The sequence below is a fragment of the Bacteroides sp. ET71 genome (assembly GCF_023336905.1).
In the GTDB taxonomy this organism is placed as follows: Bacteria; Bacteroidota; Bacteroidia; order Bacteroidales; family Bacteroidaceae; genus Bacteroides.
The window spans coordinates 79,337-91,350 of the sequence record NZ_JAMBLS010000008.1 but is presented as its reverse complement, the minus strand read 5'-3'; the positions used below and the strand labels follow the sequence as shown (position 1 = coordinate 91,350).

11 protein-coding genes are annotated in these 12,014 nt (G+C 59.2%); 5 read left to right on the top strand and 6 right to left on the bottom strand.

Annotated features, from left to right (window positions below):
• Nucleotides 1-21: 21 nt before the first annotated feature.
• Nucleotides 22-927: a class I SAM-dependent methyltransferase gene (locus M3090_RS06515; RefSeq protein ID WP_249054679.1), complete on the bottom strand. Its 906-nt coding sequence runs from the start codon at nucleotides 925-927 to the stop codon at nucleotides 22-24.
• A 138-nt stretch (nucleotides 928-1,065) separates the two neighbouring features.
• On the bottom strand, nucleotides 1,066-2,442 hold the full coding sequence (miaB, locus tag M3090_RS06510; RefSeq protein ID WP_249054678.1) for a tRNA (N6-isopentenyl adenosine(37)-C2)-methylthiotransferase MiaB: 1,377 nt from the start codon (nucleotides 2,440-2,442) through the stop codon (nucleotides 1,066-1,068).
• Between the two features lie 498 nt (nucleotides 2,443-2,940).
• Between miaB and M3090_RS06505 the strand changes: the two genes are divergently transcribed.
• Nucleotides 2,941-3,330, top strand: a complete 390-nt coding sequence (locus M3090_RS06505) for a hypothetical protein (RefSeq protein ID WP_249054676.1) — start codon at nucleotides 2,941-2,943, stop codon at nucleotides 3,328-3,330.
• A 48-nt stretch (nucleotides 3,331-3,378) separates the two neighbouring features.
• A complete protein-coding gene (locus M3090_RS06500) occupies nucleotides 3,379-4,875 on the top strand; it encodes an acetyl-CoA hydrolase/transferase family protein (protein ID WP_249054675.1) in 1,497 nt (498 codons plus the stop codon).
• Nucleotides 4,876-4,976: 101 nt separating this feature from the next.
• Here M3090_RS06500 and dacB read toward each other — a convergent pair whose 3' ends face one another.
• Genes dacB through lpdA form a run of 3 tightly spaced genes read right to left on the bottom strand, consistent with a single transcriptional unit; the run spans nucleotide 4,977 to nucleotide 8,228 of the window.
• Nucleotides 4,977-6,422, bottom strand: a complete 1,446-nt coding sequence (dacB, locus tag M3090_RS06495; RefSeq protein WP_249054674.1) for a D-alanyl-D-alanine carboxypeptidase/D-alanyl-D-alanine-endopeptidase — start codon at nucleotides 6,420-6,422, stop codon at nucleotides 4,977-4,979.
• The gene (locus M3090_RS06490; protein ID WP_249054673.1) at nucleotides 6,419-6,859 is read right to left on the bottom strand and encodes a DUF2007 domain-containing protein; all 441 of its coding nucleotides are present in this window, start codon (nucleotides 6,857-6,859) and stop codon (nucleotides 6,419-6,421) included. Before M3090_RS06490 ends, dacB begins: the two co-directional genes overlap by 4 nt.
• Nucleotides 6,860-6,869: 10 nt before the next feature.
• Nucleotides 6,870-8,228, bottom strand: a complete 1,359-nt coding sequence (lpdA, locus tag M3090_RS06485; RefSeq protein ID WP_249054671.1) for a dihydrolipoyl dehydrogenase — start codon at nucleotides 8,226-8,228, stop codon at nucleotides 6,870-6,872.
• 219 nt (nucleotides 8,229-8,447) lie between these two features.
• Here lpdA and M3090_RS06480 point away from each other — a divergent pair, with 219 nt between their 5' ends.
• The 3 genes from M3090_RS06480 to M3090_RS06470 are packed head-to-tail and all read left to right on the top strand — an operon-like array spanning nucleotide 8,448 to nucleotide 11,666.
• The gene (locus M3090_RS06480; RefSeq protein ID WP_249054669.1) at nucleotides 8,448-10,298 is read left to right on the top strand and encodes an ArnT family glycosyltransferase; all 1,851 of its coding nucleotides are present in this window, start codon (nucleotides 8,448-8,450) and stop codon (nucleotides 10,296-10,298) included.
• The gene (locus tag M3090_RS06475) at nucleotides 10,267-10,662 is read left to right on the top strand and encodes a GtrA family protein (RefSeq protein ID WP_249054668.1); all 396 of its coding nucleotides are present in this window, start codon (nucleotides 10,267-10,269) and stop codon (nucleotides 10,660-10,662) included. The genes M3090_RS06480 and M3090_RS06475 overlap by 32 nt, the downstream gene beginning before the upstream one ends.
• Nucleotides 10,659-11,666, top strand: coding sequence for a glycosyltransferase family 2 protein (locus M3090_RS06470; protein WP_249054666.1), 1,008 nt, complete (start codon nucleotides 10,659-10,661; stop codon nucleotides 11,664-11,666). The genes M3090_RS06475 and M3090_RS06470 overlap by 4 nt, the downstream gene beginning before the upstream one ends.
• Here M3090_RS06470 and M3090_RS06465 read toward each other — a convergent pair.
• The gene (locus M3090_RS06465) at nucleotides 11,567-11,977 is read right to left on the bottom strand and encodes a PH domain-containing protein (RefSeq protein ID WP_249054665.1); all 411 of its coding nucleotides are present in this window, start codon (nucleotides 11,975-11,977) and stop codon (nucleotides 11,567-11,569) included. The genes M3090_RS06470 and M3090_RS06465 overlap by 100 nt on opposite strands.
• Nucleotides 11,978-12,014: the final 37 nt, after the last annotated feature.

Here is a 12,014-nt window from a genome sequence, read left to right as displayed (position 1 = left end):
TGCATCCGTTTTGTTCTTCGTTTAACAGGTACTGCGTCCTCTGAAGACGTAAATCATGGAGCTGCTTTGCTCCTTGCGTGCCAAAGCCTTGAACCATGCCGCTGTCCCCGTCATCAGGCCGCGCACGAAGGGCAGGCTGTGGTGCAGGTATTTTTCGGAAAGCATCGACACATAGAAGGCGTCAAAAGGCATGGGATAGTGTCCGGACAAGATAAAACCGTGTTTGGCACCCATGCGTTGCATGGTGTCCGGCGTGAAGTGCCACAGATGGCGCGGGACGTCGTAGGCTGCCCAATGGGCGCCGTACTTGCGTGCGTCGAACGACGAGCTGTTGGGGACGGCGATAATCAGCACGCCGCGCGGAGCCAGCAGCCGGCGCAGATGCGCCCATGTTTCGTTCAGGTGCTCCATGTGTTCCAGCACGTGCCACAGGGTGATGACGTTGTACTGCTGTCCGGGCAAGTCAGGCAAAACGTTTTCCGGCTGGATTCGCAGTCCGAAATGTTCTTCGGCAAAAGCCCTGGCTGCGACATTCTTCTCTACCGCTTCCACCTGCCAGCCGCGCCGTTGCATGGTATGGGCAAAGTATCCGGTTCCTGCCCCGATGTCCAGCAGGCGGCCGCCGTTGCAGTGTGCCTGGTCTTCCACCAGCCGTGCTTTGCGTCGCAACATGTAGGCGCGCACCCAGTGGTAGAGGGTATTCACCAGTCCCTTGCGGGTATCGGAATGTGAGATGTAGGCGGGAGTGTCGTAGTAGCGTCCTATTTCTGTCTCCGCAGGAAAGTCTTGGGTGAAAACGAATCCGCAGTCGTGGCAACGGTATAAACGGAATACCTCGCCCGAAACATAATGATCCACGCACGTCAAGGTGGGCTCGAGTTGCGTGCCTCCACACAGCGGACAGACATTTAAGGAGACTTTGTTCATGCAGCACTACAAAGAGAAAAGAGTGCGGCCTCTGCCTGTGCAAAGGCCGCATGTATCGCAAATTTGGTGCAAAGGAACAAATAAAATGCGACTTACCGGCCATCCGTTAAGGAGATTTAACAGGAAGACCGTTGGTTATCACGCAGTCACTTCTTCGCCTTTCAGCGTGGCCGAACTGGAAGCGGTGATGCGCACCTGTACCCGGTCGCCGATGTGGTGTGTGCCTCGGTCGAACACAACCACCCTGTTCTGCTCGGTGCGGCCAAACAGTTGGTCGCGGCTGCGTTTGGACACGCCCTCGACCAGCACTTCGTAAGTGCGACCCACGCAGCGGGCATTGGCCTCGGCGGAGAGGCGGTTCTGGAGGGCGATGATTTCGTTGAGGCGGCGGATTTTCACCTCTTCGGGCACGTCGTCGGGCAGGTGTTTGGAGGCATAGGTGCCGGGACGTTCGGAGTATTTGAACATGAAGGCCGAGTCGTAGCGGCACTCTTCCATGAGCGAGAGCGAAAGCTGATGGTCTTCCTCCGTCTCGCCGGGAAAGCCGCAGAAGATGTCGGTGCTGAGCCCGCAGTCGGGCACGATGCGGCGGATGGCCGCCACGCGCTCCAGGTACCAGTCGCGGTCGTACTTCCGGTTCATAAGGCGGAGGATGCGGCTGCTCCCGCTCTGCACGGGCAGGTGGATGTGGCGGCAGACGTTGGGTTCGTCGGCAATGACGTGCAGTGTCTCGTCGCTCATGTCTTTAGGGTGCGAAGTGGTGAAGCGCACGCGCATCGAGGGGACGGCGCGTGCCACGGTGCGCAGCAGGTGCGGGAAGGTGAGCACCGTGCCGTCGGCTTGCTCGAAACGGTAGGAGTTCACGTTCTGCCCCAGCAGGGTGACTTCTCGGTAGCCCTTCTCCGCCAGGTCGCGGGCTTCGCGCAGGATGCTTTCCACGTCGCGGCTGCGTTCGCGGCCTCGGGTGTAGGGGACGATGCAGTAGGTGCAAAAGTTGTTGCAGCCGCGCATGATGGACACGAAGCCCGACACGCGGTTGGCGCCCACGCGGCGGGGCACCACGTCGCGGTAGGTTTCGGTGGTAGACAGCTCGACGTTGATGGCTTTCTGTCCGGCCTCGGCTGCCGCCACCAGGTCGGGCAGGCTGAGGTAGGCGTCCGGCCCGGCCACTACGTCCACGCCGTGGTGTTCTATCAGCTCATCCTTCACGCGCTCGGCCATGCAGCCTACGACGCCTACGATGAGGCCCGGATGCCGCTTCTTGAGCGGGCGCAGCGCCTCGAGGCGGTTCAGGATTTTCTGCTCGGCGTTGTCGCGCACGGAGCAAGTGTTCAGAAACACAGCGTCGGCTTCTTCGGCCGAGGGGGCGGTGTCATAGCCCGCCATTTTCATCACGGAGGCAATCACTTCACTGTCGGCCACGTTCATCTGGCAGCCGTAGGTTTCGATGTACAACTTTTTGTCGCCTCCGTCGGTTGCGGATTTAAAGTCCGTTTCCTTCCTTTCTTTCTTCATATACAGTCACAATGTTGGTTTTTCGGTGCAAAGATACAGCTTCACGGGCATAATCGGGCGGTCTTGAATTAATTTGTGTTAACTCTACGCAGTTTTTCTTACGTTAATTTGGTATAACACGAGCAAATTCCGACCTTTGTCTGCTGAAAGAAACATTAGATTTTTTCATAGTTAAGGTTTAGGTTAAAAAGATGAAGGGGAGCTGTGAAGCTACCCTTTTTTCGTATCCGCCCCATCCGTTTTGTAAACCATTCAGACATAACCTCCTCTACCCCGCCCTGCCCACACCGCAGACGGCCATCGGCTCCTCCTCGACACGGGCGCGCCTCGTGTCCGGAAGAGGCGTGTCTCGTGTCCGGAAGGGCCACGCTTCGTGTTCGGGACGGGCGGACGCCTGCCGGCAGACTTCTGCGGCCAATTTTCAATTTTTAATTATCAATCCTTAATTTAACCGGAAATATTCCTTAACTTTGGGCGATTAATCAGTACTTTTGCCGTATGGAAGACTTTCTGAAATTCCTGCTCGTTGCCGCAGTCGTGGTAATCGGCATCGTCAGGCAAAGCCAAAAAGAAGCGAAAAAGAAGGCGGCACAACAACCGCCCCGCCCGCAGGCCGACACCGTGCCCCCCTTCCCCACCCCGGAGGAAGAAGACGGGACGTACGGCGGCTACATCCCCGTCGGCCCCGCCAGCAAGCCGGAGCCTGCCGTGCGGCCCAAGCCCGTGACGCGCCCCGAAGGCCTGCGCACCACCACGCAGCCAAAGGCTCCGGGCACCCCCACTCCCGGCACGCCGAACAACACGGATGCCGACGACTACCAACTGCGCTCGCCCGACGACGTGCGCCGAGCCATCGTCTGGAGCGAAATACTGAAACGGAAATACTGAGAAGCAACCGGAATATTCACATCAAAAGAAATTATACTGAACAAGACCATGACACTCAATTACATCTCAGCAGCCGAAGCTGCCAGCCTCATCAAGCATGGCTATAACATCGGACTCAGTGGATTCACACCCGCCGGAACGGCCAAAGCCGTCACCGCCGAACTGGCCAAGATTGCCGAAGCAGAACACGCCGCCGGACGGCCCTTCCAGATAGGCATCTTCACCGGAGCCTCGACAGGAGACTCATGCGACGGCGTACTGTCACGAGCCAAAGCCATCCGCTACCGCGCACCCTACACCACGAACACCGACTTCCGCAAGGCAGTAAACAACGGAGAAATCTCCTATAACGACATCCACCTCTCGCAAATGGCACAGGAACTGCGCTATGGCTTCATGGGCAAGGTCGACGTGGCCATCATCGAAGCCTGCGAAGTAACGGAAGACGGCAAGATATACCTGACCGCAGCCGGTGGCATCGCACCAACAGTCTGCCGCCTGGCCGACAAAATCATCGTCGAACTGAACGCTGCCCACAGCAAGGCCGCCATGGGGCTGCACGACGTCTACGAACCGCTCGACCCGCCCTGCCGCCGCGAGATTCCCATCTACAAACCCAGCGACCGCATCGGCAGCACCTACATCCAGGTCGACCCGAAGAAGATAGTAGGCGTGGTAGAAACCAACTGGCCCGACGAAGCCCGTTCGTTCGCCGCCTCCGACCCGCTGACAGACCAGATAGGACGAAACGTAGCCGACTTCCTCGTGGCCGACATGAAACGCGGCATCATACCCCCCACGTTCCTACCCCTCCAGTCGGGCGTGGGCAACATTGCCAACGCCGTCCTCAGCGCCCTGGGACATGAAAAGACCATCCCCGCCTTCGAGATGTACACCGAGGTAATCCAGAACTCCGTCATCGGACTCATACGGGAAGGACGCATCAAGTTCGGCAGCGCTTGCTCCCTGACCGTGACCAACGATTGCCTGCAAGGAATATACGACGACATGCACTTCTTCCGCGACAAACTCGTACTCCGGCCGTCCGAAATATCCAACAGCCCCGAAGTCGTGCGCCGGTTGGGCATCATCTCCATCAATACAGCCATCGAAGCAGACATCTACGGAAACGTCAACTCCACGCACATCGGCGGCACCCGGATGATGAACGGCATCGGCGGCAGCGGCGACTTCACGCGCAACGCCTACATATCCATCTTCACCTGTCCTTCGGTGGCGAAAGAGGGCCGCATCAGTGCCATCGTGCCTATGGTTTCTCATCACGACCATTCCGAGCATGACGTCAATGTCATCGTCACCGAACAGGGCGTGGCCGACCTGCGCGGCAAGAGTCCGAAAGAACGGGCGCAAGCCATCATCGAGCACTGCGTGCACCCGGACTACAAGAACATCCTCTGGGACTACCTCAAACTGACCGACGGCAAAGCACAGACTCCGCACGCCATCCAGGCGGCATTGGGCATGCACGCCGAACTGGCCAAGAGCGGCGACATGCGCAACACAGACTGGAGCCTATACGCCTAAAGGCATCGCTCCCGACCGTCGCACCTGCCGACGGACCGCACACACAAAAGCCCGCCCAAGCAAACCAAGCTTGGCGGGCTTTCACTTTATCTGATAAACGCTTACGGGCAATGCAGAATCAGTTCGTCACACAAGGCATCCTGCAATGCGCGTGCCCTACGGCCCGACAGCACATTCTGGTTCATGATGGCGAAAGCCACCCAATGGCCGTTCCTGGCTTGCAGGTAGCCGGCCAGGCAATTGATGCCCGTGTACGAGCCTGTCTTGGCATATACATGCTTGTACGAAGGAGTGCCGCGCCCCATGCGATGCTTCAGCGTGCCGTCTATGCCGCCCACAGGCAAAGCCTTGTAAAGTTTGCTGAACACCTCGGTATGCGCGTAGGCATAGCGCAGGAACGACACCAACAGTTCGGGCGAGAGATAGTCGTAGTGGGAGAGTCCGCATCCGTCGGCCACGCGATAGCGAGCGGGATTGTGCCCCAGAGCCTCCATCAATGCACGGATGGCCTTGATGCCGTCTTTGGCGCGGACAGGACGATGGCCCGTGTGATGCAGACCCAGACGGCAGAAGACGGCTTCCGCATTCAGGTTGTCGCTCTCCTTCAGCATCTCGTCCAGCACGCGCTGGGCGGAGGTTTCGTGCACAGCCAGCAGGGTACAGAGGCTGTCGCGCTGCAAGGGGGAGAAGCCGTAGAGGCTGTCCGGCGTTGCCCGTAGCGAGCGGATGCCCGCCGTCTGCAACCGTTCGGCGAAGGTGTGCATGAAGAAGTCTTGCGACGAATACAGGTTGATTGTACGCGTCTGCCGGGCAGTGACGTTGCCCGACACGAGAATCTCGTTGCTGTTCTCCATCCACGGGCGGGTGACGCGCAGGGGACCGGCCGAAGACGTGCGGGTGCGTGCCGTATTATATATAGTATAATAGGTAGAGGCGGGAAGGACCGTCACCGTGGCCGTATCGCCTGCCAATCCGGGGGCGACCGAAACCTGAACCACCCCTTTGTTCAACATCAGCGGCGACAGATAGGGTTGGAAGGAAGCGGGATTGTCGTCCCAAAGCCACCCGCTGCCCCAATAGAGCGAGTCTTTCATCGAAACATCGCCGAGGATTCGCCCCGTTACGACGGAGAACGACGCCCGACGCGCCGTGGCTGCCACCAGCGAATCGAGGTCTTCGTCATCCAGTTCGGGGTCGAATCCGCCGACCACGTAAAGGTCTCCGTGCAAAGTGTCGGCTGCTACTTGTCCCCGGCACCACACCTCTGTGCGGAACGGCTCGTCGAAACGGGGTTCGGACAGGGCGGCGATGGCAGTCACCAGCTTCATGGTCGAGGCGGGACGGGACAGGCGGTCGGCTCCGCAGGCGTAGAGCGGGCGGTTTGCCGTGAGGTCATACACAGCGATACCTGCCTCCGAGCCTTGCGGCAGACGGGCGGCAACAAGGGAGTCGAGGCGGGCGGCGAAGGCAGAATCAAGCTTCTCTTCCGCCCGCAAAGCGCCTGGCAAACATAGCAGGCAAAGACTAATTAACCAACTGCATTTCATACTTCTACCTCCTTCTCCAGCCGATGACTTCTGGACACGGGCTGCTCGAAGCGCGCACCACAGCGGCGGCAATGCCACTCCCAATGCGCAGTGCCCGGGGGAGTCATGGAAAACAAAGCCAGGACAGCGGCAAAAAAGGCTCTCAAACGCTTGCCCTTCTTCAAGCCGAAACGGATGTCTTCCGAACCGCAGACGGGGCAGAACCTCAGTTGTTCGCCCACCATCTGGTTCTGCTCCAGCAGGTCGAGGGCTTTCTGGTAGTCGGCTTCGTAGACCAGCACGTCGACGCCCGACAGGTTGCTGACGAAACCGCGCATGACGTTGGACGTGTTTTCATTGTGGATAATGGAAAGGATTCCCTCGTTGTCCAACGCTCCTTGTATGAGGTGGGCGCGAAAAGCGTCGTCGCACGTGATGAGTCTGAGCGTTCGTTCCATGGCTGCTTCTTTAGAGGATTCCTTCGGCACAGGCTTCTTTGAAAATCTCGCCCACGGTGGGATGGGGGAAGACCATGCGGGCCCAGGCGTCGGCCGTCAGTCCGAGCTGGATGGCCATGCCGCCCAGGGTGATGATTTCCGAAGCGGGATTGCCCAGGACGTGCACGCCCAAGACGGCATTGCCTTCGCCCAACAGCAGCTTGCACACGCCGTTGACGCCCTCGTTTTCGGCCACGAAACGGCCGGAGTAGGCCAGGGGCAGACGAACGGCGCGGTAGGAGACGCCACGGCGCTGGAGCGAATCTTCCGTCTCGCCCACGCCCGCAATCTCGGGGTTCGTATAGACTACACCGGGGATGGCGCGGTAGGACATCTCGTCGGCCTGTCCGGCCAGGTGGTGCACAGCCACTTCGGCCTCGCGCACGGCGGTGTGGGCCAGGAGCGACTGTCCCGTCAAGTCGCCGCAGGCATAGACGCCGGGCAGGGAGGTCTGCATGTGGGCATCGACGCGCAGGCATCCGCGCTCGGTCTTCTCCAGCGACAGGTTCTCCAGACCGAACCCTTGCATGACGGGACGGCGGCCCACGCTGAGCAGCACTCGTTCAGCTTCAATCACGGCAGGGCCGTCGGCATTTTCCACGGCGACGCGCACGCCTGTGGCATCGCCTTCCATGGAGACGACGCGGGTGGAGGTGAGGAAGCGCACGCCACGCTTGGCGTATTCGGCGCGGAGCAAGGCCGCAAGCTCACGGTCCATACCGCCCAGGATTTCGTCCATCATCTCGACCACAGTGACCGGTACGCCCAAACTACAGAAGAAGGCGGCAAACTCCATGCCGATGACTCCGCCGCCTACGACGACCAGCGAATGGGGGAGGGTCTTGCACTCCAGCGCGTCGCGGTGCGTCCAGTAGGGCACCGTGTCCACGCCGGGGATGGGAGGGATGAACGTCTCCGACCCGGTGCAGAGCAGCAGCTTGTCGCACTCATACACCTGTCCGTCGCACTGCACATGATGCTGGTCCACTACGGCAGCCTCGCCCGCCACGATGTGCACGCCGCCCGCCGTCAGGCGCGACTTGATGCCGAGCACCAGCTTGCGCACCACTTTCTGCTTGCGGGCGATGATTTTGGGCAGGTCGAACGACGTACCTGTCACACTCACGGCATATTTCTGCGCCCCACGCGCCGTGTCGAGCACCTTGGCCGAATAAAGCAACGTCTTGGTGGGAATACATCCTTCGTTCAGGCAGACGCCGCCCAGGGCACGCTTTTCGAACAACACTACACTGAATCCGGCCCGTGCGGCGGCCTCGGCGGCCGTGTATCCGGCAGGGCCGCCCCCGATGATGGCTACTTGGTAATCCATGATATGCTTCGTTTAAACAATTTGGCCGCAAGTTACGAAATAATTTTCGTCCGCACCCCCTGCCGGGAGGTGTTTTTACGCGGCATCGGCTCTTGCCCGCACGAAGCGCGCTTCTTCCGAACAACAGGCACGGCTCTTCCGAACAAGAGCCGACGCCACGGCAAAGAGAAGCCAAAAACAACAGGAAAGAAGGCCACAGTGCGAAAAAAAACGAAAAAAATGACACACGGTAAACGAATACTCTCTAACTTTGCGCAGTATCCCTATTATAAAGACTTTAAGCAGAATCCGAACCTCATGACACGCACGAAGTTTTTCTGGCTGCTGGCAGCCATCACCTTCCTGTCTCTCTTCCTCTTTCTGGGGCAGACCCCGTTCCACACCAAAGGCGAACCACGCGAAGCGGTGGTCGCCCTCTCCATGCTTCAACAAGACAACTGGACATTGCCCATCAACAACGGAGTGGACATGGCCTACAAGCCGCCTTTCTTCCATTGGTGCATCGCCGCCGTGTCCACAGTGGCGGGCGAAGTGAACGAATACACCTCGCGCTTCCCTTCGGCTTTCTGGCTGGCCGTCATGGTACTGGTGGGGTACGTGTTCTTCGCCAAGCGGCGCGGCGTCGAAGTGGCGTTCCTCATGGGACTCTTGACGCTGACCAACTTCGAGGTACACCGCGCAGGCTTGAACTGCCGCGTCGACATGGTCTTGTCCGCACTCATCGTCCTGGCCATCTACCAGCTCTACAAGTGGGGCGAACGCGGGCTGCGGGGCATCCCGTGGACAGGCATCCTGTGCATGAGCGGGGCGTTCCTCACCAAAGGTCCCGTGGGCGTGGCGCTACCCTGCCTGGTGGTAGCTGTCTTCCTGTGGATTCGCGGGCGGAACTTCTGGCGGCTGCTGGGTCTGTTCGCCGCCACCGCGCTGGCAGCGTGCATATTGCCCATGCTCTGGTACGTGGCAGCCTGGCGCCAGGGGGGCGACGAGTTTCTGACACTGGTACTGGAAGAAAACGTGTGGCGCTTCCTGGGCAAGATGAGCTACGAGTCGCACGAGAACCCGTGGTGGTACAACGTGATGACCGTCCTCGCCGGATGGACGCCTTACACGCTGCTGGGGCTGATGTCGCTCTTCGTGCTGAAGTATAACAAAAAGGTAAGCGGCGGTCTGAAATCCGCTTGGAAACGCTTGTGCGACTCCGTCCGCCGCATAGACGACGCGCGCCTGCTGTCCCTGCTGGCCACGGTGCTGATTTTCGTCTTCTACTGCATACCCAAGAGCAAACGGAGCGTCTACCTGCTCCCCATCTATCCGTTCATCGCCTTCTTCCTGGCCGAATACATCCTGTGGCTGTGCCGCAACCACCGCGCCGTGGTACGCGCCTTCGGCCACGTGCTCGCCGGGCTGTCCGTCATCCTGCTGGCCCTGTTTGCCGCCTTGCAAGCCGGACTGGTGCCCGACAGCATCTTCGGCACAGGCCGCCACGCAGCGCAGAACATCGCTTTCAAGCAGGCACTCGAAACGTTGCCCATCGGCCCGCTGGCCATCTTGGTACTGGCGGTACTGGTAATCGGCATTGTCATCTTCTGGCGCAACGTACGGCGGAACAATACACGGGCATTGCCCTACACAGTGACAGGGCTGGTGCTGGCCATCTTCTTCTCGCTGGACGGGCTGTTCCAGCCTGCCGTGCTCAGCGTGAAGTCGGACAAGCCCGTGGCCGAACACATTGCCACGCTGGTGCCGGCAGACGCAGGGCTTTACTCCTGCCATCCGGACTATCCGTCGTACAACATCCTGCACCCCTTCACACTGAATTTCTACCTCGACAACCGTATTGTGCCGTTCGGCGCCTTCTTCCCCACGGAGGGATACCTGGTGGCCGGCGACGGAGACATCGCAGCCTTCAAGCAACGCTACGGTAGCACTTACGACACGGAAGAAGTGTGGAACAGCGGTCACCGCAGTTGCGACTCGAAACAGACAATCTTGCTTTGCAAGTTCCATAAAAAACCGGACAACACTGTTACTTCCCCGGATGAGACTGCTTCGGAAAGACATCGGGAGTGAGTTTGTGCGCTTTGCCGTCGTCGGCGTAACGGCCACGGGCGTGCACTATGCTGTCTATTGGCTGTTGCAGCACGTGCTGAACGTCAACGTCGCCTATACGGCAGGCTATCTGGCGGGCTTCGTGCTCAACTTCTACCTGACGGCACGCTTCACGTTTCGCACCCGTCCGTCGTGGACGAAGCTGTTCGGCATGGGCGCCGCACATGCAGTGAACTACGGCCTGCACCTCGCGCTGCTCAACCTTTTCCTCTGGGCAGGGCTGAGCAACGAATGGGCACCGCTGCCTGTCTTTGCCATAGCCGTGCCGGTGAACTTCTTACTGGTAAGATTTGTTTTTAAACGAAAGGAGAAAGAACACGTATGAACTTAGCCATCATCGTACCCTGCTACAACGAAGAAGAGGTCCTGCCAGAGACCACCTCCCGCCTGACCGACGTCCTGAACCGCCTGCAACAGACAGAATTGATTAGCGAAGGCTGCATCCTCTACGTAGACGACGGAAGCCGCGACCGCACCTGGACGCTCATCGAGCAGTACGCAGCCGGCAATCCGCTGGTGCGCGGACTGAAACTATCTCGTAACGAAGGACATCAACGGGCCTTGTGGGCAGGACTGGAATGGGCTGCGGCACATGCCGATGCCGCCGTCAGCATCGACGCCGACCTGCAAGACGACGTAGAGGCCATCGTGCCGATGGTGGAATATTTCCGCAAAGGAATAGATGTGGTGTACGGTGTGCGCAAAGAGCGTGCTTCGGACACGTTCTTCAAACGCAACACTGCCTTGCTGTTCTACCGCCTGGTGAATGCCCTGGGCGGCCAAATCGTCTACAACCACGCCGACTTCCGCCTGTTGAGCCGCCGCGCCGTCCAAGCTCTCGTATCGTTTCCCGAACGCAACCTGTTCCTGCGCGGGCTGGTGCCGTTGGTGGGATACCCTTCGGCCATGGTGTGGTACGACCGCCACGAACGCTTCGCCGGGCAATCGAAATATCCGCTGAAGAAAATGCTGAGCTTCGCCATCGACGGCATCACCTCGTTCTCCACCCGCCCGCTGCGCTACATCACCTACTTGGGGCTGCTGTTCGTGCTCATCTCCATAGCCACCATTACCTACGCACTCTTCTCTTACATTAACCGTGACGTCATGCCCGGTTGGACATCGCTGCTCGTGTCTGTCTGGTTTGTCGGAGGCTCGGTGCTGCTGGCCTGCGGCATCATCGGTGAATACGTGGGGAAGATGTACAAGGAAGTGAAGCGCCGGCCGCACTATTTCGTCGAGAAAGAGGTAGGAGAGCGCTGCTCCAACACCCGGATGAACTCCTCTTCGTTGACAGGCGACAACGCATCAAACTTGCCGTCCGAATAACGCACCAGCACATAACGCACCAACGCACGCCCGGCAATCTGCATGGACGACGCACGCTCCACACCCACAATGTCCGACAAAGGCCGCTCGCGGCAACGACTGAAACGTCCCCGGTAGATACACAATGTTCCCTCGGAAGTCAGCGTATAAGTCGTGTGAATGAGACGTTCTATCAGAAAAACCAGCCACAAGCACCACACGGCAGCCAGCACAGGCCGCTTCTCCCAGAGACACCACACCGCCAAAAAAGCGACCAACAGCAGCAACAGACAGTGCCCGGGCAACAGCCGGGCGTGGAAAGTACGATTCATAAACGAAAGATTTTGTGCGCTAAGATACGCATTTTAC

What these genes read in the sequence shown, in the direction of transcription:
- M3090_RS06515 (WP_249054679.1), bottom strand. Translation starts at nt 927, where the DNA reads ATGAACAAAGTCTCCTTAAATGTCTGTCCGCTGTGTGGAGGCACGCAA.
- miaB (WP_249054678.1), bottom strand. Translation starts at nt 2,442, where the DNA reads ATGAAGAAAGAAAGGAAGGAAACGGACTTTAAATCCGCAACCGACGGA.
- M3090_RS06505 (WP_249054676.1), top strand. Translation starts at nt 2,941, where the DNA reads ATGGAAGACTTTCTGAAATTCCTGCTCGTTGCCGCAGTCGTGGTAATC.
- M3090_RS06500 (WP_249054675.1), top strand. Translation starts at nt 3,379, where the DNA reads ATGACACTCAATTACATCTCAGCAGCCGAAGCTGCCAGCCTCATCAAG.
- dacB (WP_249054674.1), bottom strand. Translation starts at nt 6,422, where the DNA reads ATGAAATGCAGTTGGTTAATTAGTCTTTGCCTGCTATGTTTGCCAGGC.
- M3090_RS06490 (WP_249054673.1), bottom strand. Translation starts at nt 6,859, where the DNA reads ATGGAACGAACGCTCAGACTCATCACGTGCGACGACGCTTTTCGCGCC.
- lpdA (WP_249054671.1), bottom strand. Translation starts at nt 8,228, where the DNA reads ATGGATTACCAAGTAGCCATCATCGGGGGCGGCCCTGCCGGATACACG.
- M3090_RS06480 (WP_249054669.1), top strand. Translation starts at nt 8,448, where the DNA reads ATGACACACGGTAAACGAATACTCTCTAACTTTGCGCAGTATCCCTAT.
- M3090_RS06475 (WP_249054668.1), top strand. Translation starts at nt 10,267, where the DNA reads ATGAGACTGCTTCGGAAAGACATCGGGAGTGAGTTTGTGCGCTTTGCC.
- M3090_RS06470 (WP_249054666.1), top strand. Translation starts at nt 10,659, where the DNA reads ATGAACTTAGCCATCATCGTACCCTGCTACAACGAAGAAGAGGTCCTG.
- M3090_RS06465 (WP_249054665.1), bottom strand. Translation starts at nt 11,977, where the DNA reads ATGAATCGTACTTTCCACGCCCGGCTGTTGCCCGGGCACTGTCTGTTG.